Origin of the sequence: Alteromonas sp. KS69 (assembly GCF_003989595.1) — a bacterium.
GTDB classification, from domain to species: domain Bacteria; phylum Pseudomonadota; class Gammaproteobacteria; order Enterobacterales; family Alteromonadaceae; genus Alteromonas; species Alteromonas naphthalenivorans.
The window spans coordinates 130,516-152,879 of the sequence record NZ_PYHU01000001.1 but is presented as its reverse complement, the minus strand read 5'-3'; the positions used below and the strand labels follow the sequence as shown (position 1 = coordinate 152,879).

Annotated in this window: 16 protein-coding genes; 10 read left to right on the top strand and 6 right to left on the bottom strand. The window is 43.3% G+C overall.

Annotation, left to right across the window (positions count from 1 at the left end; all coding sequences use genetic code 11):
* Positions 1 to 41: 41 nt before the first annotated feature.
* Positions 42 to 1,424 (bottom strand): cysteine--tRNA ligase, encoded by a 1,383-nt coding sequence (gene cysS, locus C7Y69_RS00670; protein ID WP_126871478.1) that lies wholly within the window; start codon positions 1,422 to 1,424, stop codon positions 42 to 44.
* A 161-nt stretch (positions 1,425 to 1,585) separates the two neighbouring features.
* Between cysS and C7Y69_RS00665 the strand changes: the two genes are divergently transcribed.
* The 9 genes from C7Y69_RS00665 to C7Y69_RS00625 all read left to right on the top strand — a co-directional run bounded on the left by C7Y69_RS00665 (position 1,586) and on the right by C7Y69_RS00625 (position 12,190).
* Positions 1,586 to 2,077 carry a peptidylprolyl isomerase gene (locus tag C7Y69_RS00665; protein WP_013783527.1) on the top strand — a complete coding sequence of 164 codons (492 nt, stop codon included), beginning with the start codon at positions 1,586 to 1,588 and terminating at the stop codon, positions 2,075 to 2,077.
* A gap of 118 nt (positions 2,078 to 2,195) precedes the next feature.
* Positions 2,196 to 2,921, top strand: coding sequence for a UDP-2,3-diacylglucosamine diphosphatase (gene lpxH / locus C7Y69_RS00660; protein WP_126871477.1), 726 nt, complete (start codon positions 2,196 to 2,198; stop codon positions 2,919 to 2,921).
* A 323-nt stretch (positions 2,922 to 3,244) separates the two neighbouring features.
* On the top strand, positions 3,245 to 4,828 hold the full coding sequence (locus tag C7Y69_RS00655) for an alkaline phosphatase (protein ID WP_126871476.1): 1,584 nt from the start codon (positions 3,245 to 3,247) through the stop codon (positions 4,826 to 4,828).
* A gap of 13 nt (positions 4,829 to 4,841) precedes the next feature.
* Complete coding sequence (locus C7Y69_RS00650; protein WP_126871475.1) at positions 4,842 to 6,755, top strand: alkaline phosphatase; 1,914 nt, start codon at positions 4,842 to 4,844, stop codon at positions 6,753 to 6,755.
* Between the two features lie 65 nt (positions 6,756 to 6,820).
* Positions 6,821 to 7,675 carry a hypothetical protein gene (locus C7Y69_RS00645; RefSeq protein ID WP_126871474.1) on the top strand — a complete coding sequence of 285 codons (855 nt, stop codon included), beginning with the start codon at positions 6,821 to 6,823 and terminating at the stop codon, positions 7,673 to 7,675.
* A 110-nt stretch (positions 7,676 to 7,785) separates the two neighbouring features.
* Positions 7,786 to 8,406 (top strand): OB-fold-containig protein, encoded by a 621-nt coding sequence (locus C7Y69_RS00640; protein WP_126871473.1) that lies wholly within the window; start codon positions 7,786 to 7,788, stop codon positions 8,404 to 8,406.
* Between the two features lie 17 nt (positions 8,407 to 8,423).
* Entirely contained in the window at positions 8,424 to 10,172 is a 1,749-nt protein-coding gene (locus C7Y69_RS00635) for a flotillin family protein (RefSeq protein WP_126871472.1), read from the top strand.
* Positions 10,173 to 10,413: 241 nt separating this feature from the next.
* Positions 10,414 to 11,349 carry a transposase gene (locus C7Y69_RS00630; protein ID WP_126871471.1) on the top strand — a complete coding sequence of 312 codons (936 nt, stop codon included), beginning with the start codon at positions 10,414 to 10,416 and terminating at the stop codon, positions 11,347 to 11,349.
* A gap of 391 nt (positions 11,350 to 11,740) precedes the next feature.
* Entirely contained in the window at positions 11,741 to 12,190 is a 450-nt protein-coding gene (locus tag C7Y69_RS00625) for a hypothetical protein (RefSeq protein WP_126871470.1), read from the top strand.
* 136 nt (positions 12,191 to 12,326) lie between these two features.
* On the opposite strand, the gene C7Y69_RS00620 is transcribed toward C7Y69_RS00625, so the two are convergent.
* Both C7Y69_RS00620 and C7Y69_RS00615 read right to left on the bottom strand, forming a co-directional pair.
* Positions 12,327 to 13,787, bottom strand: a complete 1,461-nt coding sequence (locus C7Y69_RS00620; protein ID WP_126871469.1) for a hypothetical protein — start codon at positions 13,785 to 13,787, stop codon at positions 12,327 to 12,329.
* On the bottom strand, positions 13,787 to 14,998 hold the full coding sequence (locus C7Y69_RS00615; protein ID WP_126871468.1) for a hypothetical protein: 1,212 nt from the start codon (positions 14,996 to 14,998) through the stop codon (positions 13,787 to 13,789). Before C7Y69_RS00615 ends, C7Y69_RS00620 begins: the two co-directional genes overlap by 1 nt.
* Before the next feature lie 282 nt (positions 14,999 to 15,280).
* Between C7Y69_RS00615 and C7Y69_RS00610 the strand changes: the two genes are divergently transcribed.
* Entirely contained in the window at positions 15,281 to 18,220 is a 2,940-nt protein-coding gene (locus tag C7Y69_RS00610; RefSeq protein WP_126871467.1) for an AAA family ATPase, read from the top strand.
* 185 nt (positions 18,221 to 18,405) lie between these two features.
* On the opposite strand, the gene C7Y69_RS00605 is transcribed toward C7Y69_RS00610, so the two are convergent.
* The 3 genes from C7Y69_RS00605 to C7Y69_RS00595 are packed head-to-tail and all read right to left on the bottom strand — an operon-like array spanning position 18,406 to position 22,215.
* Positions 18,406 to 20,676 carry a xanthine dehydrogenase family protein molybdopterin-binding subunit gene (locus tag C7Y69_RS00605; RefSeq protein ID WP_126871466.1) on the bottom strand — a complete coding sequence of 757 codons (2,271 nt, stop codon included), beginning with the start codon at positions 20,674 to 20,676 and terminating at the stop codon, positions 18,406 to 18,408.
* Positions 20,666 to 21,688 (bottom strand): FAD binding domain-containing protein, encoded by a 1,023-nt coding sequence (locus C7Y69_RS00600; protein WP_126871465.1) that lies wholly within the window; start codon positions 21,686 to 21,688, stop codon positions 20,666 to 20,668. The genes C7Y69_RS00605 and C7Y69_RS00600 overlap by 11 nt, the downstream gene beginning before the upstream one ends.
* Positions 21,688 to 22,215 carry a (2Fe-2S)-binding protein gene (locus C7Y69_RS00595; protein ID WP_126871464.1) on the bottom strand — a complete coding sequence of 176 codons (528 nt, stop codon included), beginning with the start codon at positions 22,213 to 22,215 and terminating at the stop codon, positions 21,688 to 21,690. Before C7Y69_RS00595 ends, C7Y69_RS00600 begins: the two co-directional genes overlap by 1 nt.
* Positions 22,216 to 22,364 lie beyond the last annotated feature (149 nt).

The following is a 22,364-nucleotide window of genomic DNA, read 5'->3' as shown; positions in this document are numbered from 1 at the left end:
TAGCCGATGATGTCAGCTAAGCCCTTTTTTGTTTTGAGCACCTAGCCTCTGCGCCAAGTCGTACCTGCAGGCCCATCTTCTAACACTATATTCTTAGCGTTAAGTGCATCTCTCGCAGCATCTGCTGCTGCCCAATCTTTAGCTGCACGCGCATCGTTACGCTGTTTTATCAGCGCTTCAATCTCAGCGGCTTCATCATCGTTTTCGCTACCGCCTTTAAGGTAAGCATCTGGGTCGCTTTGCAGCATGCCCAAAATAGCACCTAAACCTTTAAGTACCGCCGCTAATTTACTCGCTTCTTCGGCATTATCTTTATTACGGTTTATTTCACGCGCCACATCAAACAATACTGAAAATGCTTCAGGTACGTTTAAATCGTCATTCATGGCAGCTTCAAAGCGCGCTAAATAACCGCCGTAGCTAAGGTCGGTAGATTCATCTATTGATACACCACGAAGCGCAGTGTATAAACGCTCTAATGCCGCTTTTGCTTGGGTAATGTTATCTTGCGAGTAACTTAGCTGGCTACGGTAATGTGCCGACATTAAGAAGAAGCGCAAGGTTTCAGCATCGTGCTCTTGTAATACGTCACGAAGGGTAAAAAAGTTACCTAACGACTTAGACATTTTCTCGTCGTCTACTTGCACCATGCCAGCGTGCATCCATACGTTTACGTACGGTGTATCAAATGCACAGCATGACTGCGCCACTTCGTTCTCATGGTGCGGGAACGTAAGATCAGAACCTCCTCCGTGAATATCAAAATGTGCTCCCAAATGCTTTTTGTTCATGGCAGAACATTCAATGTGCCAGCCAGGGCGGCCTTCACCCCACGGCGATTGCCATGCAGGCTCACCGGCTTTAGCGGGCTTCCATAATACAAAATCCAGTGGGTCGTTTTTATCCAATGCCACTTCAACACGGGACCCAGATTGAAGCTGATCTAAGTCTTGCTTACTCAACTTGCCATATTCAGGGAATTTGCTTACATCAAATAATACATCGCCATTTGAGGCCTGATATGCAAAGCCTTTATCCATCAATATCTTAATAATATCGATGATCTCATCCATATGGCCGCTAACGGTTGGCTCTACGTCTGGCTCAAGTAAATTGATAGCAGCAAAGTCTTCATGCATCATGCCAATGGTGCGCTTAGTTAACGCTTCGAAGGTTTCTCCGTTTTCATTAGCACGGGCAATAATTTTGTCGTCAATATCTGTGATATTACGAACGTACTTCACATCAAAACCTAAATGACGCAGGTATCGAACTAAGATATCAAAGCTAAGGTAAGTGCGAGCATGCCCCATATGGCTTAGGTCGTACACGGTAATACCACACACATACAAGCCCACCTTCCCTTCTTGAAGCGGCACGAATTTCGCCTTGTCACGGGTACGGGTATTGTAAAGGTGTAGCATAAAGTGAATTCCTAAGTATCAAAATGGCCGCAAAGTTTAGCACTGTATGTTGCCAAATGGTAAGATTTTGCGATGCTTTTTAGCATCGCTACTTCCCCGCATGGCTGGTTATGCGGTAATATTACCAAGTATTTACTTATTTAAAGGCAGGACACGAAGAAATGGTTACTCTCAAAACAAACTTTGGTGATATCACCCTAGAATTATTTGAAGACAAAGCCCCTAAAACTGTAGAGAACTTTCTAGCTTATGTTAAAGAAGGTTTTTACGATGACACTATTTTTCACCGTGTAATTGACGGTTTCATGATTCAAGGTGGTGGTTTCACTGCAGATATGGATCAGAAAGACACCAAAGATACTATTGAAAATGAAGCAAACAACGGCGTTGCTAACGAAATTGGTACTATTGCGATGGCACGTACTAACGATCCGCATTCAGCAACTGCGCAGTTCTTCATTAACGTGGGTAATAACAGCTTCCTTAACCATACTAGCGAATCAGTGAATGGCTGGGGCTACTGCGCATTCGGTAAAGTTACCGACGGTATGGACGTAGTTGAGAAAATTAAAAGCGTTAAAACCGGTTCAAGCGGTTATCACCAAGATGTACCTGTTGAGCCAGTTGTTATTGAAAAAGCGGTTGTCGCTTAGTGCTGTTAAGTGAGCATTTCAAACCTTAAATGCTCACTATCGCTACATCTTAAGCAAAGGCCGTACTCATTCAAAGCGGCCTCTTTTTTCCAAACGCCTTTCAAAGTTGTCCATTTCTATGTCATTTACCTACTTCATTGCCGATTTACACCTAAGTGCAGATCGACCTGACATCACAGCGTGCCTAATGCAATTTTTAGAAAGCGATGCAAAGGAAGCCGATGCCTTATATGTGCTGGGCGATTTATTTGAAGTATGGATAGGCGATGATGACGTTACCCCATTTAATACCGCTATTGCAGAGGCATTCAAGACTTTAAGCCAACATGTGCCTATCTATTTCATGCATGGCAATCGCGATTTTGCCATACGCGAAGGCTGGACAAATAAAGCGGGCATGACACTTATCAACGAACCCACCGTTATTGACTTATACGGGACACCCACACTTATCACCCACGGCGACGAGCTTTGCACTAACGATGTGGCTTACCAAAAATTCAGAAAGAAATCTCGCGGTTGGTGGTGGCCTAGGCTAATGCTAGCCTTGCCTTTATGGTACAGACGCCGCGTTGCAAGAAATGGTCGAGCGGAAAGTAAAGAGAACCAAAAGCACCTTAAGCCAGACATTATGGATGTGACACCCACAGAAGTGATTAAGGTTATGGAGCAGCACAATGTTCAACGCTTAATTCATGGACACACACACCGCCCAAACATTCATTCTCTTACCGCCAATGGCAAACCTGCTACCAGAATCGTGTTAGGTGACTGGTATGATCAAGGCAGTACATTGTGTGTGTCACACTCCAATGTTATGTTACAACATCACACTTTTAAGTAGCGATATCTGAGACTTAGCTTCCTGCCATACTAAAAATTTCATAAATTTAATTTTATTATTTGTCTTTTAAACATGCTTTTCTAACACCCTAATTTGTAAAGATAACTTACAAATAGTCTTACCCTCCTTTTCTTAAATTTTGTACCTATTAGTTGCTTTGTTAAAGCCCGTTCAAAAATCTGTCAAATAAACGTCACTTTCACGATATATCGTTGAAAATAGCGCATTTAAATGATAACGAGAATCAATTTCATTTGTCGATTTGCGTACTAATTAACAATAAAACTGACCATCACAATTTAAATTCAATGTAGGGAACGACGATGAATCGTACTTGGAAAACGAAGCTTAGTGCTCTTGCACTGGTTGCTTCATCTGGTTTGCAAGCAGCTGTTTTACCCGAACACCAAACAGATAACGCATGGTATTCAGATGCGCAAAGCAAACTTACTGAAAAACTAGTGACAAACAACCAGTTCAAAGCCAAAAACGTGATTTTGTTTGTAGGCGACGGAATGGGGGTTTCTACGCTTACTTCTGCGCGCATCCACAAAGGGCAGCTTGAAGGCGGTTTGGGCGAAGAAGGTTACTTGGCATTTGAAACTTTCCCCCACACGGCGTTGGTTAAAACCTACAATGTTGATGCACAAACTCCAGATTCAGCAGGTACGATGACAGCGATGATGTCGGGCCTAAAAACGGATGTGGGTGTTATTGGCGTTGACGAAGATATTGAACGCGGTGAATGCGCTACCGTTGCTGGCAATGAAGTTATTACTGCACTTGAACTTGCTGAAATTAAAGGGTTAGCAACCGGTATTATCTCTACTGCACGTATTACACACGCTACGCCTGCGGCCACTTACGCTAAATCAGCTGATCGTAACTGGGAAGATATTTCAGATATGCCAGAAGAGGCTGCTGCGGCTGGCTGTATTGATATTGCCGATCAGTTAGTAAATTTTGAGAGCTTCCTAGAAGGCAGATATACAGGTGTTGATGTAGACGGTATTGAAGTGGTTATGGGCGGTGGCCGTCGTCACTTCTTACCTAAAGACGCGTCTTTTAATAGCGCTGATGCAGTTAGCGAAGTAGAAGGCGATCGTACAGACGACCGAGACCTTACGTCAGAATGGCAGCAGATGTATGAAAATGGTGTTTATATTGTTGACCAAGCAGGCTTCGACACTTTAGACACTGAATCGACTGAACGGGTTTTTGCTTTGTTCAACGAGTCACACATGCAGTACGAAGCAGACCGCGCCAATGACGTAGCGGGCGAGCCATCTATTGCTGAAATGACCGAAGCTGCGGTAAACATCTTAGATAACAACGACGCTGGTTTCTTCTTAATGGTTGAGTCTGGCCGAATTGACCATGCCCACCATGCTGGCAATGCAGCCGGTGCACTTACAGATACTTTGGCGTTTGAAGCCGCTGTTATGGCCGCGTATGAAAACACAGATCCATCTGAAACACTTATCTTAGTAACGGCTGATCACGGCCATGTATTTACTATTGCAGGCTACCCAAAACGCGGTAATCCCATTTTAGGTAAAGTGGTTAATGTTGGAGCAGAAGAACCTGCTACAGCGTCTGACGGCACGCCTTATACCACATTAGGTTACACCAACGGCTTAGGTTTTCGTGACCTTGGAACAGAAACCGATTCTGATGAAGGTTACAACTACGATAATGCGGCAGGTCGTATGAACTTAACCAATGTAGATACCACTACCGCCGGTTATCACCAAGAAGCACTTATTCCACTTGGATCTGAAACACACTCTGGTGAAGATATAGCATTACACGCAACTGGACCAGGAAGTCAATTAGCACAAGGTGTGATAGAACAAAATGTTGTTTTCCACCTAATCAACCAAGCCCTTGGCCTGATAAACGAATAAGTGGAGAAGAACAATGAAACTTTTTAAATTGAGTATTGTTGCATTAGCAGTTGCCGGCCTAACCGCCTGCTCTCTTGAAGGCGATGACGGAAACGATGGCGCAGCAGGCGTTGATGGTTCAAACGGTCTTAACAGCTTAACCGTGCAAACAGCGTTAGCAGTAGGCGATACCAACTGCCCGAATAGCGGTGTACAGTTTGATTCTGGCCTAGACACCAATGCAGATGGCACCTTAGGTAGCGACGAGATTACCGACACAAGCTACGTTTGTTCTCTAGGCAGCTCTGAAGTTGCAACCGGTGAGCTACTTACTACTTTAAACAACGACTGGTTTATAGCCGCCAGTGCAGAAGTGGAAAACAACAAGCAAGTGTGGATGGATGCTACCGGCACCTCAGCCAGCATATCTAACGCTAACATTGAAGTAGCTCAAGTAGCTGACGATGAAGAATTACAGGCTATGGTAGCCGACCTTCGCGGTAAAGCGAAAAACGTGATTCTATTCGTTGGTGATGGCATGGGCATTTCAACCATCACAGCCGCACGAATTCTAGATGGCCAATTGAAAGGGCTTGATGGCGAAGAAAACCAGCTTAGCTTTGGTAAATTCCCATTCTCTGGATTGTCTAAAACGTATAACGTTGATGCACAAACCCCAGACTCTGCTGGCACCATGACAGCCATGATTAGCGGTGTAAAAACCGATGTAGGTGTTATTGGTGTTGATGAAGATATTGAGCGAGGCGAATGCAGTACAGTTGCTGGCAACGAACTCGTAACCGCATTAGAACTTGCAGAAATAGCGGGTAAATCTACCGGTATTATATCTACTGCTCGTATTACTCATGCTACGCCAGCCGCTACCTACGCCAAGTCGGCCGATCGTAACTGGGAAGATGTATCTGATATGCCTGAAGATGCGGTTACTGCTGGCTGCCCTGATATTGCCGATCAACTAGTAAACTTCGAAGCCAACTTAGAAGCTAACTATGAAGGCTTAGACGTGGATGGCTTAGAAGTAGTCATGGGCGGCGGCCGCCGCCACTTTCTTCCCAACGATGCTGCATTTAATAGTATAGATGCTGCAAGCGAAGTTGAAGGTGATAGAACGGATGGTCGTGACCTTACCGCAGAATGGCAAGATATGTATGAGAATGGTGTTTATATCGTCGACCAATCTGGTTTTGACGGCTTAGATACTGAAACGACCGAACGCGTATTTGGTTTGTTTAATGAATCGCACATGCAATATGAAGCTGATCGCGGCAACGATATTGCTGGTGAGCCTTCGGTGGCAGAAATGACTGAAGCGGCTATCAATATTCTTGATAACAACGATGAAGGCTTCTTCCTTATGGTTGAATCGGGCCGTATTGACCATGCTCACCACGCTGGTAATGCTTATGGTGCTTTATACGACACCTTAGCCTTTGCTGACGCTGTTGCTATGGCTGACGAGCTGACTAACGATGAAGATACACTTATTATTGTTACTGCTGACCACGGCCATGTGTTTACCATTGCAGGCTACCCTAAACGTGGTAATCCTATATTAGGTAAAGTGGTAAATGTTGGCGCTGACGAAGCCGCTACCGCGTCTGATGGTACACCCTATACCACGTTGGGTTACACCAATGGTCTTGGCTTCAGAAACCTTGGAGACGAAACCAATTCAGATGCGGGTTACGCTACAGCGTACGATACTGGTCGCAAAGACCTTACTGATATCGACACTACTACCCCGGGTTATCACCAAGAAGCGTTAGTTCCTATGGGCTCAGAAACTCACTCAGGAGAAGACGTGAGTATTCATGCTAAGGGCCCTGGCGCTTTCTTAGTAAATGGCACAAACGAACAAAGCGTAATCTTCCATATTATGGACTTCGCGGGTGACATCGTTACCCAAGCAGACGCCGTAGTGGAATAAAAAATTACGTTTATCATCAGTTCTAAGGGAGCGTTCACGCTCCCTTATTTCGGAGTTTTAAATACATGAAGTACCTAGTTTTACCCTCGTTAGCTTTAGCCACGTATGTTATTTCAGCCTTACTAACGGCAGCGCCTAGCCTCGCAACCTCTGTTACCACAGATTTGGACACCCACTCCAGCAAGGTGGACACCCACACAACTAGTATTCTGGATGCTAATAATCTGGCGAAGAATAATTTGGACACCCACACAAAATGCGAACTTGAAGCGGGCAACCTGAAAGCTGACTATACCGTCACTACCCGCCGCGGATTCACTCCCGGTAATAGCACGGAAATTTCGCTTTTACGCTATAACAATACGGTTGCTCATCAGTACCCACAGGTTGGCATTACTGAAACTTGGACGATGGTGCGAAACAAGCTAATCAAGCCTGTTCGTTATTTTGATAAGCACGAACGCGCTATCGAATATCAGCCGGGCGAAAGTATTCACGGCCGAGTAGAAAAAGATTTTTCATTTCGTTATCAGTTAATTAGCAATACTTTGCTAAACAAAATGACTTTAGAGCGTTCTGAAGGCAAAGGTTGTATGAAAATTGAGTATTTAACTTATCAAAATAGCAAAGTGGATATGACGCTCGCTTGGCTACCTGAGTTGAAACTAATCCAACATTTTCGTGTGATTGAAAAGAATACTACCCGAGAGTGGTCATTAGTTTCAGTTGACGACAATGTAAACTTAGAAGCATTTTTTGAAAGCCGAGATAAATACAAAGCTACCGATTATGCTGACATTGGCGATGATCATACCGACCCATTTTTAACCAATATGGTAAATCAAGGGTTTATAGAAGCAGGCGCTAGCGGATTTTACGACCAAAATGGGAATGCGATAGGTGAAGGTCACCGTCATTAAACTTTAGGTTTATCATATAAAACTGTCCCTAGTTTGGTCGTTTTTCACTGGATATATAAACAGAATGTGATATAAAAAGGTTAATAAAAACATCATCAGGGACGGTGTAAATGTTAGATATTTTGCTGAGCGATGCGAATTTTTGGTTTAGTATCGCGTTAGCCACGGTAGCCATTCTATTTATTATAGAAATTGTGGGGCTTGTTTTTGGCATAAGCATGGTTGGCTTGCTTGACGATATGCCTAGCTCGAATATTGATGTAGAAAGTAGCTCTATTCTTAGTTTTGGGAGCTGGCTCAATTTAGATAGAGTCCCGCTACTAATATGGCTGGTGGTGCTTTTAACCATTTTCGGTTTACTTGGGTTTGTGACTAATTTCGCCACCCAATCTATCGCTAATATCACCCTACCCGTTTGGGTAACGCTCCCTTTTTCCGCGATTGTCGGTACCCTACTCACATCGAAAGTCAGTGTGATAATTGCGGCTGTTATTCCGAAATTTCAAACTTCTGCTATTCAAAACGACGACTTCATAGGTGCGGTAGCACATATAACTATTGGGATTGCATCGAAGGGAAATCCTGCTGAAGCTAAATTCACCGATGATTATGCACAGCCCCACTATGTTTTAGTCGAACCTTTTGAAGACAATGAACTCTTCAAACAAGGTGAGCGCATTATCCTTGTTAAGAAAACCACCCACAGCTGGTTAGCCACCCGTTATCAATAATAAATAAGAGACTGAGTATGGAAACCCTTCAAACATCAAACTTACCTTCATTGCTATTTATTGCAGGTATTATTGTAGTAGCCCTTATCACTATTGGGCTTATTTTTGCCAAACTGTACACTCGAGCGACCAAAGAAACCGCCTTTGTTCGAACTGGGCTTGGTGGTGAAAAAGTCATCAAAGATGGTGGCGCGATTGTGCTCCCTGTTGTACATGAAATTATTCCAGTCAATATGAACACACTGCGGATAGAGGTGGAAAAAACGCAGAAAGATGCGCTTATAACGAAAGACAGAATGCGCGTTGATGTTAAAGCTGACTTCTACCTACGCGTAGCGCCTAATTCAGCCGGAATTTCTATGGCTGCGCAAACTTTAGGTACGCGTACAACCCGAGCTGAAGAAGTTAAAAAACTGATGGAGTCTAAGTTTGTTGACGTGCTTCGCGCCGTGGCAGCCGAGATGACCATGACCGAAATGCATGAGCAACGTGCCGATTTCGTACAAAAAGTACAACAGAGTGTGGCTAACGATTTAGAAAAGAACGGTTTGGAACTGGAATCAGTTAGTTTAACCGGCTTCGATCAAACTGACCTTGAATTTTTCAATGAAAACAACGCATTCGATGCTGAAGGTCGTGCTCGTCTTGCTAAAATTATTGAAGAGAAACGCAAAGAAACCAATGATATTCAGCAAGAAAACCGTATTCTTATTGAACAACGTAACCTAGCTGCTGAAAAGCAGTCTTTAGAAGTAAAGCGCGATGAAGAAGAAGCTCGCTTGATGCAAGAACAAACCCTTGCATTTAAACGCCAAGAGCAAAAAGCGGAAATCTCGAAACAGCGTGAAATGAAAGAGCGTGAAGAGCGCGAAGCAGAAATTGCTAAAAATCGTGCTATTGAAGCAGCTGAAATTGAAAAGTCTCGCGAAATAGAAACCCAAGAAATTGCAAAGAGCCAAGCCCTTGAGCAAGCTCGTATTCGTCAACAGCAGGAAGTTGAAGTTGCCGAGCAAGTAAAACAAATTGCAGTTGCTAACAAATCGGAAGAAGAATCGGCGGCTCGCGCAAAAGCTGCTGAAGCTGAGAAAACCAAAGTAGAAAAAGAAGAAGCGGTTATTACTGCTAAATTGGTGGCCGACGCAGAACGTAAGAAGCAAATTGAAGTCATTGATGCGCAAAAAGAAGCGGAACGTGATGCGGTGAATATTACTGTAGAAGCGGCTGCGAAGAAAGAAGCTGCTGAGAATACCGCTGAAGCCATTTTAACGGAAGCAAAAGCCAGCGCTGATGCGAAAATGCTACAAGCTGAAGCGGACGAGAAAGTGCTTTCCGTAGAAGCCACAGGTAAACAAGCACTTTATGAAGCAGAAAATACACTTAAAGATGAACAGATCGAACTTCAAAAATCGTTAGCTATGATGGAAGTTTTACCTGAGCTTATCGCCCAAGCAGTTAAGCCTCTTGAGAACATCGAAGGAATTAAAATTCTTCAAGGCTACGGTCAAGGGAACGGTCAATCTGGTAGTGGCCAAACCGTTGCTACAGGTAGCGGCTTAGCAGACCAGGTTACACAAGCAGCTTTAAGTTACCGAGCGAATGCACCTGTAGTTGACGCCATGCTCCGTGAAGTCGGTTTGGTGAACAGTGAAAGTGGCACACTTGATGACTTACTTACTGGCAAAAGTGAAATATTAACAGGCACAGCTGCTAACGCACCTGTCATAAAAGCCCCCACTCCTCCTAAACCCGATGCATTAGCGGAGTAGTATTTCGTAGCAGATAAGCTCATAAAGAAGCCCCTTTTAGGGGCTTCTTTGTTTTATATTGATAGGCTGTATTCACTTTCTTTAAGCAAAACTTAGACACCCACCGAATTTCATATTCGATGCCTCGCCTACACTAGCAACTTAAGCTCGGACAGCCACACAAACCCGCCACAAGTTCAGTATATTAATATTTATGTAAACGGCACTATTGTGAAACTTATAAAATTACAGAGTTTACGCTATGCCGCGCCCTCGAAAATCGCTCATCTGCTTACAAGATACCCCTTACTACCATTGTATTTCGCGGTGCGTGCGCAGAGCGTTCCTGTGTGGTGAAGACCATTACAGCAAAAAGAGCTACGAGCATCGCCGTCAGTGGGTTGAAGCCAGGCTAATCAAACTAGGCAGCATATTCGCTATTAATGTTTGCGCCTATGCGGTGATGAGCAACCACACACACGTCGTTTTGCATGTCGACAGAGATGAAGCCTTATCGTGGACTACTCACGAAGTATTGAAACGATGGCATACGCTTCACAAAGGCACAAACTTAACCCGTCAATATATGCAAGCTAAACAGCGTAGCTTGCTTTCGGACGCTCAAATAGAATCCGTAATAGCAACTGCAAATATATATCGCCAAAGGTTGCACGATATCAGTTGGTTTATGCGGCTTTTAAATGAGTTTATTGCGCGTTTAGCAAACAAAGAAGACGAATGTACCGGACGTTTTTGGGAGGGTCGGTTTAAATCTCAATCATTACTTGATGAAGCTGCCCTGGCAGCCTGTATGGCATATGTTGATTTAAATCCGTTGCGTGTAGGTTTATCGCAAACCCCAGAGCAATCTGATTTCACTAGTATCAAAAAAAGAGTTGCTGCAGCTAAGATTGGAAAGCAACCTCAGTATTTACAACCTTTTTCAGGTAGTGGGAATGCACTTAAGGGGCTCCCTTTTCTTCTCGATGATTACCTTGAGCTCGTCGATAAATTGGGAAAAAAAATCCGTTCAGATCAAAACGGTTATATTTCCAATATTCACTCGCCTATTCTCGTTCGCACTGGTCTACAAAATATTGACTGGGAAGGTATGTGCCGAGGAATTGAAACACAGTTTTCATCGTCAATTAGTCTTTCAATAGCTATAAGGAGGCAAAAAATACTGGAAATAGCTTAACTTACTGCAGCAACCTAAAAGGCCCCCTCCCCTCAGAGCTACTCTTCTAATAGTAACCAAGCGTACGTTCAATTTTATAAAAACGCTAGATTTCAACTAATAGATACAAGCGATATACGTAATGTATCCAACCTCATTTATAAGTCGCTTTCATTAAAGAGAGGTAATGATGTTTTCTAAAAAACTTAAATAGATAAATGCCCTATATTGTTGCAGAAACATGGGTGTCTAGTTATTGAATCTTTACCTAGATGTTCGCTCTTAGATTGAAGCAAAAAGATGCGATGTACAAAATTTAACCATAGTGTGAAAAAAATGTTACACTCCGTGAGTCTCTTGGAGTTTGAAGTAGGGGGCATTACTTCACTTCAATATTATCAGGAGATAATGAATGAAAATTATACTTTTAGTCCTTACGCTAATTGGCGTTTGTACAAACCTACAAGCCAAAGATCGCCTTGATGTCTATGAAGATTTTGATATTGGTACCGAGCTTGTTTCGATGACCATGGTTAAAGTCGACCCCAACATGGAAGACATGTATTTAGCTGGACTACAGCAATCTTGGGCAAAAGCTGTGCAAATTCAAAAAGATATGGGTTACATCAAAGACTGGAAAATATACGCAAGTGAACTCCCCTTAACTGGTGACTTCAATATGCTATTAGTCGTTACCTACGAGAAACTTTCTGATTTGGAGCCCAGTAAGAAAAAATATGAAGCCTTTATGAAAAAGTGGGGGGAAGACAATCAAACTATGTCTGAAGAACTCAGCGCCGGATACCCAAAAATCCGCACTTTGACTGGGGAATATATGTTCCGTGAAATCATTTTGAAATAGTAGCATTAGACACCCACAGTCTTGATTCATTTGTAGTAAACCTAGGGTGGGTGTCTCAGTTTTAGGCTTTGCTCAACACACTGTGGATGTCTAAGGTTCGCTAACAAATTCAAAAGTCTGAACGAGACTAATACCATCAATTAGTACTTTCTACAGACTTTGCCCCCTCTTTTCCATTATCTCCAGATTTAGAGTTTGAAGCGCTGTGGCTATCTTCATATTTATTATTATAAACAGTTTGATTCAACCCGGTGACTTTTGACTTCACCCTCAGGACATCCGTTTTATTTGCGCATGTTTTAAATAAACTAATCACATCGGCTAAATCTGAAGAGTTTCCATTATCAGCACTTACCAAATTAGAATTAAATGTGGGTGTCCCAGGTTTCTTCTCAGGTTTCTTATTTCCCGAACCAGAATTTACTGTGGGTGTCTTAAGTTTGGGGTCATGAGAAAGCGGGCCATCCACTTCTGCGCCGCGTAAATAATAAAGTTGCTCTGAAAGTTTGGCTACCTCACCTTCTAGCCGCTTTTTACCACTTCGCGTATATTCCATGCTGGTTTCTTCAAGCTTAGCTTCCAAATACTTTTTGAGTAATACCCTATTTGGTAGGCTTCCTAGTACTAAACTTATCAATAGGAAACCCGTGTTATAAACCCGCGTTCGCCCTTGCACATCTACTTTGTCGTGTAGTAAGAACATGCCTAATAAAAGCCAGGCAGCGTCTGAATACTCAAGGTCATTACTGTGTACTAAGCCAAGCAGCTTTTTCAAATCAGCAGTGTATTCCATCAAAATATTCTTACTTCTTAAGTGACTAATACCTAACCCTAAGTTTTTAGAAGAAAGATTTAGTTGCTCTATGAAGTCGTACATTTGAGCGTCTTCAGCCACAATACTTAACATATTATCGCGGGTATCTTGTCGCGTGAAAAAATTATCTAACTGCGTTTCTTCCGATAACAATATGCCACTGTCTAAAGGACGGGAGCGAGCAAACTCAAACAACGAACGAAAGGTAAAATCACGTGATGCTTCTTCAATAGTAGAGATAAGCGCATCAAGATTACCAATTAAGTTGCTCAATACTTCAGGTGAAAGCTCTAGAGATTTTGGCGGCGGTTTATGACCGTGATAATTCGATAGATGCTCAGGCAATTCAAACAGAATGTCTTCAGACTCAAGTAAAACCGCAGTACACGCGCGTTTAGCCTCGTAAATAGAGCGAGTGACCTTTGAATTAATATCGGAAATCTTCTCAACCGAGCTATTCAAGTGAATAATTTCTTCTCTAATTGAGTCATTCTGTTGAATATTGGTAGCTAAGCCCGCAATTCGAATTGCGACTAAAGCCCCGGCAAAACCCAATGCCCAGCCACCTAGCGCATCAAATAATCCCGTATTTTCTTGAGTGAGTCGCGAAGGCAGAAGATCTTCAGGTAGTAAGTTCCACTTAAGAGTTAACCAAAAGAAAACTAAGCTAATAAACCCGAACAGAATGGTAAATAGCGTCAACTGGCTAACATGCGCCTCATCAAGCCATTCGAAAAAATGCTTAAATAGGCTCTTTGATTTTGAAGGTGATGTGTTAGCCATCAAATTCCCTCCAGCGGAGAATTCTCACTGCTATTCCCTTTTCCCCCAGTATCACTAGAACCTTGATCGTCACTACTACCTTCAGCGCTTTTAAGTTCCTCTAATGCCCGCTGTAATTGACTACGCTTTTCTTCACTTAACCCGACTAAGTCGGTTTCAAACTGTCGAACCCATTTTTTCGCTTCAATATTTTGTTGGTAGTCAGATATCTTTCCATCAATACGCTTTTGAGCATCTTCAGGCGCATGTAGCAGATCATCGAACATTTCATCAAATGTCTCTTCCGTAAACTGGATCATGAATCCAACAATACGTTCCACCTGTGTATGATGTAATACGCCTTTCGCCAAAGGTATATCAATAGATATTTTTAGTTCGCCATCCGACGGGTCAAGCGACATAGAGAGAAACTTATACTCAAACTGATACCATGCAATCACTGAAGCAATAAGTGAATACGGTGTTTTGGCAAAGTCGAACTTGTACATCATCGGCGTTTGGAAACGAACTAAGTCATCGTTCCCGTAATTGATGTTAATTAGCAGTAGGCTCTTTCCATCATGATCAGAGTACTTATCCAAGTTCATGCCTAATTCGATAGATTGCCTTTCGCTGTTATCTCTGAATTTCCATTCCTTTCTTTCAAGGAATTGAATAATAGCTTCTTTCGGTGATACTTCTTCATCTTGGCTTATATCAGTGTCTGACGGCGCACTCTCGGTTACCTCATCACTTGATGCTGAACTCCCCCCAGCAGTTGACTCAGTGTCGTCAGTATCAGCATCGCTATCATCAGCTGATACTAGTTCAATAGCCTGCTTTACCGCGCCCTTAAGCATTTGTTCTAAACGCCCAACAATACCTTCGAAGTTTTCGGAAAATTGGTCGAAGCTAACCTCAGACACATCACAAAATACACTGAAGCCTTTGCTATCAATAAGCGTGTGAAAGGGCCCGTCACTATTTAGGTAATCATCGCCGCCATTTTTGGCAAGAACCGCTTGAGCCACATTTTGAAGGCTTTCTTCACTGTGTAAATACAAGCGTATGCTGGTGTCATCTTCTCGCTCAGAGATATCTAACGTATAAGGTAATGAAGAATTATTATCAGTTTTTATAATCGAGATGGGAGTAGATGATGATAGCTTCCAATCATTTTGTTGTTCGACAAAATCAGCGATGAGCGCTGAAATCCCTTTAATTAAATCCATGGCGACACCTTAAAACGTTTTGAGCTACAAAGAATTTGAGTCTTTTCAAAATCACAATATGAAGTATAAATTATTGACTTTCAAGCTGTTTAGTTATTTCATTGTATAATCGCAAGATGATAAACATACCGAACTATCAGGCTTAAGATAGAATAATAACGCATCCAATTCGTAGTCTAGAAAATGGCGTTTTTCGCCGTATTAGTGTGTTGGCAAAGCTAGAAAACCAGCAACGAACAGATAACCTGTATAGCAGTAATTAAATACAAAGGAAGTTTACTGGTGAAGACCCTATTACTCACGGCAAAATATATTGCCGTTGAATTGCGCGCTAAACACATTGAACTTGCCTATATCCAAGCCGCCGCTGAATGCCTTAACGACTTGAATACCGATAAAGCGAAAGTCGTAAAACAAATATTAAATAAAAACTTATCCCCTAGGCTGCATTTTGATCTTGCACAACAATTCAAAGATGATGTGACGGTAGAAAAACTAAATACAGTAGAAGCTCTGCCTATGGTGCCTTTTACCGATGAAGTCACTAAAACCATCGAAACCATTCTTGATTCGCCTGCTTTTAAGGGTGGTAACCTACTTGATAAGATTTTTGAGATCCCTAAAACTCACGAACCCACAATCGTTAAGCGCCTCAGTAAATTTGAAGCGTTAAAGAATAAGCTCACTCAAGAAGTATTTGGGCAAGATATTGCCATTGAGGCTTTAATCGATAGTTTGGTAAAAAACGATTGGCAGAACACAGCGCAACGTCCAAAAGGTATTTTTCTTTTCTTAGGCCCACCGGCAACCGGAAAAACTTATTTAGCTGAGCGTTTTGCTCACCATATCGACGATGATTACGGCTATAAGTTGTTTGATATGGCTCAGTATACTAACGCAAATGAAGCATTTGGCTTGGTGGGCGGTAAAAAGACGTACGATGATTCAGAGCCAGGTCGTTTAACCCAGTTTGTTAGAAAACATCCAAAGTCAGTTATCGTGCTAGATGAGTTCGAAAAAGCTCACAGCCAAGTATTGCTTAGCATACTGCAGCTTTTTTCAACCGGCTTTCTAACCGATGAACATACCGAAGAAGCGATTGATTTTAGAAACACCATTGTTATTTTAACGTCTAATTTGGGCACCCAACTTTATAATAACGAGGCGTTTCTCTCGCAATTTGAAAAGCAACCTAATCAAGGGCAAAAGGCTTTGATAAGCCATCTTGCGAAAGAGACCAAACTCGAGCGTGAACGAGAAGTTAAAGCTATACCAAGTGAGTTACTTTCAAGACTTTCACAAGGTAGCATTCTTTTATTTAACCGCCTTTCGCTCGATAAACTTACCGATATTGCTCGGGTACAAATTAAACAAGATATTGAAGCCTTTTCACAGCAGTATGAGCTCACTTATACCCCACCAAGCGAACAAGTGTGCCAATTACTGTTACTGCACTTTGCTCCATTGTTTGATGTTCGCGATATAAAATCGAGTATTTCTCATTTAATTATCGACCCGCTCACCGACTTTTTCCGCCAAGCTTCTTCAAATAGTGCAAATGAAGGGTTAGCGGCTAACAAACTAAGAACGGATATGTCAGTAGCGGTAAAGTTGAGTGATAGCGCACTGCAATTTTTATCTGAAAACGATGATATTAAGCACCCTAAAAGGCTAGCGCTTAAACACCAAACGATTAATTTTGATGTGGGTGTCTTAGCCGTTCTACCTAATGAAGACGGGTCAAATAGCCCTACTGGTGTGGGTGTCCTAGATAACTCCCTAGATAATTCGAAAATCAGTTCGGGTAAATCTTATGATCTAGAGCAAACGCAGCGGTTGGTAGTGACTATCGATGCGCCTCAAGTAAACCAGATTGTGTTTACCGAAGATGTAGGAGTAAGCGGTGGTATTAATATGGACTTCCCCAATATCGCGTTTTCAGATATTGCGGGGCATAAGTACATAAAATCTAGACTTGGCGAAGTAGCCAGCTTGCTTAAACAACGAAACACGCTTACTGAACTCGGTGTTTCTATGCCCGCGGGCATGTTGCTTTACGGCCCACCAGGCACGGGGAAAACCATGCTTGCTAAAGCCTTCGCACATGAAGCGTCGTTACCATTTATTGCTTGCTCTGGCACAGATATATTGTCGGAGTCTTTCATATCCAGTATTTTCGAGCGCGCCCGTAAATACGCGCCGTGTATAATATTTATCGATGAAATTGATGCGCTGCCTAGCCGAGGTACCATGGGTCCACATGCCGACGCTTTAGTTAATAGATTACTGGTTGAAATTGATGGATTTGCTTCTTCAAAAGACGAAATTTTTATTATTGGCGCTACCAACCTTAAAGATAAGCTCGACCCGGCTCTTACACGCTCTGGCAGATTAGATTTGAATTTTGAGGTACCCTCGCCTGATAAAGCCGCACGAAAATGGTTACTGTCTGAGCTACTGTCTCATTCATTATATGATGACGGCATTGATGTTAACGCGCTGCTATTGCCAACTACCGGCCTTACCGGTGCCGATTTAAACAAAATTCATCGTGAAGCGGTACTTACGGCTATTCGCAACAAGGTAGAAACCATCACCCTCACCATGTTGCTAGAAGAAATCAATACCATTAAATACGGTGCAAAAAGTGTAGTTAACAACAAAAATAACGACAAGGACCGCTTGCGCGAAACGGCAATCCACGAAGCCGGTCACGCGGTAATTTCAAAGTTACTCATGCCAGAGCGCAACATTGAACAGGTTAGTATTATTGCCAGAGAGCGAGCGCTTGGCATGGTGTCTTATGAGGCTGGGCAAGAGTTAAAGCAAACTAGGGCACACTGGGAAGCGTTGACGTGCGTGGCGCTGGCTGGCCGTACTGCCCAAGTTGAATATAGCGGCGAACTCGGTATCGATACCGGCGCTAGTAGCGACTTAACCCAAGCCACTCACTACGCATGGATTGCTATCACTAGATTTGGGATGCACCCAAATTTGTATAATCTAGACATGAATTATCTATACAAGCAATCGAATACAGCGCTATTTGAAAGCGACATTGAACAAGCAATACAAGAATGGATTGGTGAAGCTACAGACAAAACCAGTGTATTAGTCACTAAGTACTGGCAAGATATTATGAAGTTAGCCGATGCGCTCATCGAACATGAAACCATTGATGAAGCACAGATGATGGCGTTACTTGAAGCACCATCATCATAGACTTTTTTAATCTAACTCGCATAAGCTTGCTTACGACTACTACTTTAAAACGTATATTCAGGCGCTTTCGCAGAAAACTACTATCTTGAAGCGATAGCGCCAGAAACGAGTGCTTGTTATTATTTGTGCTAGCTCATACACATTTCAGGCGCTGGTTTGCAGGACAGACATACGCAAGCCTAAAATTAACTGTGCCGCTGACTCTTCAAACCTTCCATCACCTTATCCATTGTGATCGGAAATTCTCGGATTCGCACGCCTGTTGCATCTGTAATCGCATTGGCAATAGCTGCTCCAGCGCCTGTAATACCAAGTTCGCCAATACCTTTGGCGCCAATAGGAGATGCTTCATAATCTGGCGTTTCTAGGAAATCTAACGTGACCTCAGCAATATCACGGTTTACCGCAATATGATATTCACCGAAGTCAGGATTGATAAAACTGGCCGAATCAGTGTGATGATGAATGGCTTCGGTAAGTGCATACCCCGCCCCCCATACCATCCCGCCTTTAATTTGCGAAGACGCCGTTTTTTCATTAAGTATTTTACCTGCTGAAAAAATGCCATATTGCCTTTTCAGTCGCACTTCACCTGTGTGGGTGTCCACTTCAACTTCAACGAAATGCGCGCCACAAGAATACTGCTCGTCTTCACTTGTGTCGTCCTCGCTAACCTCACCTATTTCAGTTAACGGAAATTCGCTTTCGTCGATAAGCTCACTTAAAAGAAAACGCTGCGGCTCACTAGTATTAGTGTGGGTGTCCAGATTTGTTTTACTGTGGGTGTCCACATCGCTTTCATAAACCACCAGCGTGTTGCCTTCTAACACCAACTCACATTCCGATGTAAGGTTTGGCAACTTTTGTTTGAGTGCTTTTTTCAACGATTGCTTCAACAACTCGCAGGCCTTCATTAATGCTGAGCCTGTGCTGGCTGCGCCGAAAGAGCCCCCAGAACCACAAGATGGTGGCAAGCTACTATCGCCAAGCTGTACATCTACACTATCAACCTGTGAATGGAATGCGCCCGCCGCTATCTGCGCCAATATGGTGTAAGATCCCGTCCCAATATCTGTCATATCCGAGCGCACGATGAGCTTACCATTACTGTCGAGGCTTATGCTGGCTGCACTGGGCACCAGAACGTTCATCCGCATAGCACTTGCCACGCCATGGCCTATCAATTTGCCAGGCTTGGGCGCTGGTTTATGTTGCCACCCAAACTTCTGTGCCCCTTCTTGCAAGCAATCTCCCAACCTGTGGGTGGTAAACCGCTTACCACTTACCGGATGAACTTGGGGTAAGTTTTTAATTCGAAAGGTAAGTGGGTCTATCCCCGCTTTTAGGGCTAATTCATCGATGGCCGACTCAAACGCAAGTGAACCGATGGCATCGCCAGGAGAGCGCGTCGAATCGATAAGTGGTATATCTGCATCTTTAATTCGGTGCGTGCTTTTAATATGCTCCGCACGATAGGTTACCCGCGCAACAGCACCCGTAGCCTCGGCAAACTCGTAACCTTTTGCTCTTGGCATAGCACTATGATGCTGAATATCACCTATCAGACCATCACAATCGCAACTTAAATGCATCTGCTGAAAGCTATTTCCCCTATGGGGCGAGTTATAAAATACCTGCCGCCTGCTTAGTACAACCTTTACTGGTCGCTTCAGATATCGCGCGCCTAAACAAGCTAGTACAGCATCGTAATGCAAACCTAACTTTGAACCAAAACCTCCCCCAACATAGGGGCTTTTCACCTCAATGTTCTGTTCATCTAATTCGAAAGTTACGGCTAACGCCTCTACTGCCGATGCAATAATTTGCACACTGGTGTACACCGTAAGTTTGTCACCATCGAAATTAGCGATGGTGGCATGTGGCTCCATGGCCGCGGATATTTGAGAAGGTGTGGTATAGTCAGCCTCTATCTCCACTGCCTTTTTATCATGGTCTGTATTTCCACTTTCGACATCAGCTTCAAATCCGCCATCAAGGGAATCAGGCACGGTAGTAGCCTGCTCTGAAGATAGAAGCAAATCTGGACTTTTAGCATCAATCGTATACTTAACCAAACTCGCAGCATAACGTGCTTGTTCTAACGTATCGGCAATGACTAAAGCAACTGGCGCACCAAAGTGACGAATATGAGGCTCGTTTAGTACCGCCCTACTTTGCGTAAAACGGCTTTCGCTCGCAGGCTTACTGAATGGTTTTAGCGGTCCAGCATTTTTATAGGTCAGAACAGCATGTACGCCCTCTGCCTTTTCAGCCTCCTGTGTCGATAAATGGGTAATTTCTCCTATCGCAGTGTCCGAAGACACTAGCCACCCCACTAGCGCTTTTTCATCGAACTGCTGCTCGGCCGCATACCGTGCGTGTCCAGTTACTTTTAAAACACCGTCAACGCGATTTATGGGCTTACCTAATACATTCTTTGCAGTATCAATTTTCATATAGCGCTCCTTCGTAATCTTCATTTTCACGCTGATGTTCATAAAGTGAATTCAGCACGCTTTTGAATGTATTGCGGAGTAAATCAGGTTTGAAATTATTACTGCCATATACCTTCGCATCGGCTAACTCTGCGTCAATCGCAAGGTCTAGTACTTCGTCTGAAAATTCAGCGCCAACCAGCACTTTTATAGCAGAAGCCGGGTACCAAGGCTTGGTGCCTACTCCACCAAACGCTAATGTCAGCTTTTCAATTGTATCGTTTTTTAAAACAAGCCCTGCCCCAACTGATACAAGCGCGAAGGCATAGGAAGAACGGTCACGCACCTTTCGATAATACTGTGTGCCATTGCACTGTTTAGGAATAATAACGGCACTAATGACTTCATCGTCTTTTAATACATTTTCAACATGAGGCGTGCTGCCAGGTTCACAGTAAAAATCGCGGAGCGGAATTTCTCGTATTCCGTCAGAATGACCGTTTAACACTACCCGCGCATTAAGGGCCATCATGGCCACCGCCATATCCGATGGGTGAGTGGCAATGCAATCTTCGCTAGTGCCTAAAATGGCATGAATTCGGTTCATGCTCGTCAGTGCGGCACAGCCCGAGCCCGGTTGTCGTTTGTTGCAAGCTTTAGTCGTGTCATAAAAATAGTAGCACCGCGTGCGCTGCAATAAGTTTCCGCCGGTTGTGGCTCTATTTCGAAGCTGTACCGTGGCGCCGCTTAATAACGCTTGAGACAACAAAGAAAGTGATGGTTTTCGATAGGCATAATTGGCAAGTGTGGTGTTGGTAACCATGGCACCAATGCGAAAATGATCACTTTCTTCGGTAATACTTTGTTCATCTTCCCATTGGCTTAAATTAATCAACTGTGAAGGGGATTCAACTTGAAGTTTCATCAAGTCGATAAGGTTAGTACCCCCAGCAATATACTTAGCGCCGTCTTCAGTTGATAGACCCGTAATATCTTGAGTATGTTTTATATGCTGTACGCTGAATGGATTCATTATTGTGGCTCCAAAGCAATAACATCTTGTATTGCATCGACAATATTGGGATAAGCGCCACAGCGACATAAATTACCGCTCATTCTTTCGCTAATATCTTCTTTTTGTGAGTAATCAGAGCTACAAGTTACCGCACTGGGGTTCTTTGCCGCTAGTTCACCCAGTAGCGCCACGCCCGAGCATATTTGTCCAGATGTGCAATAGCCGCACTGAAACGCATCTCGCTCCACAAAGGCTTTCTGTAGTGGGTGTAATTGGACCTCACCATCACTACTTTTTGTAGCGCTAGCTTTCTTAGCAATACCCTCAATTGTGGTAACCGATTTACCTTCAAGTTGAAACGCAAAAACCAAGCATGCATTTATACGTTCGCCATCAAGCAATACGGTACAGGCTCCGCATTGACCATGATCGCAACCTTTTTTGGCGCCATACATGGATAAGTGTTGATGTAAAAAATCGAGTAAGGTGGTTCTAGGATCTTCAGGAAGGGGGTAAGTTTCTTCATTAACAATAAGTGTAGACATGGCGTTTTCCTTTACCGTACAGCCACCATTCCATTACTGCTCAAAGGGAGTTGGCTGGTTATTTGTCGTTCACTTTGTAACTACGCTACCGCGTTATTTTAAGTTCAGAGAAAAAGAAAAAGGCCGCACTCTTATTTCACTTTGGTCAG

Bases quoted from the DNA above. Each gene is read 5' to 3' on its own strand.
- cysS (WP_126871478.1), bottom strand. From the start codon at position 1,424: ATGCTACACCTTTACAATACCCGTACCCGTGACAAGGCGAAATTCGTG.
- C7Y69_RS00665 (WP_013783527.1), top strand. From the start codon at position 1,586: ATGGTTACTCTCAAAACAAACTTTGGTGATATCACCCTAGAATTATTT.
- lpxH (WP_126871477.1), top strand. From the start codon at position 2,196: ATGTCATTTACCTACTTCATTGCCGATTTACACCTAAGTGCAGATCGA.
- C7Y69_RS00655 (WP_126871476.1), top strand. From the start codon at position 3,245: ATGAATCGTACTTGGAAAACGAAGCTTAGTGCTCTTGCACTGGTTGCT.
- C7Y69_RS00650 (WP_126871475.1), top strand. From the start codon at position 4,842: ATGAAACTTTTTAAATTGAGTATTGTTGCATTAGCAGTTGCCGGCCTA.
- C7Y69_RS00645 (WP_126871474.1), top strand. From the start codon at position 6,821: ATGAAGTACCTAGTTTTACCCTCGTTAGCTTTAGCCACGTATGTTATT.
- C7Y69_RS00640 (WP_126871473.1), top strand. From the start codon at position 7,786: ATGTTAGATATTTTGCTGAGCGATGCGAATTTTTGGTTTAGTATCGCG.
- C7Y69_RS00635 (WP_126871472.1), top strand. From the start codon at position 8,424: ATGGAAACCCTTCAAACATCAAACTTACCTTCATTGCTATTTATTGCA.
- C7Y69_RS00630 (WP_126871471.1), top strand. From the start codon at position 10,414: ATGCCGCGCCCTCGAAAATCGCTCATCTGCTTACAAGATACCCCTTAC.
- C7Y69_RS00625 (WP_126871470.1), top strand. From the start codon at position 11,741: ATGAAAATTATACTTTTAGTCCTTACGCTAATTGGCGTTTGTACAAAC.
- C7Y69_RS00620 (WP_126871469.1), bottom strand. From the start codon at position 13,787: ATGGCTAACACATCACCTTCAAAATCAAAGAGCCTATTTAAGCATTTT.
- C7Y69_RS00615 (WP_126871468.1), bottom strand. From the start codon at position 14,998: ATGGATTTAATTAAAGGGATTTCAGCGCTCATCGCTGATTTTGTCGAA.
- C7Y69_RS00605 (WP_126871466.1), bottom strand. From the start codon at position 20,676: ATGAAAATTGATACTGCAAAGAATGTATTAGGTAAGCCCATAAATCGC.
- C7Y69_RS00600 (WP_126871465.1), bottom strand. From the start codon at position 21,688: ATGAATCCATTCAGCGTACAGCATATAAAACATACTCAAGATATTACG.
- C7Y69_RS00595 (WP_126871464.1), bottom strand. From the start codon at position 22,215: ATGTCTACACTTATTGTTAATGAAGAAACTTACCCCCTTCCTGAAGAT.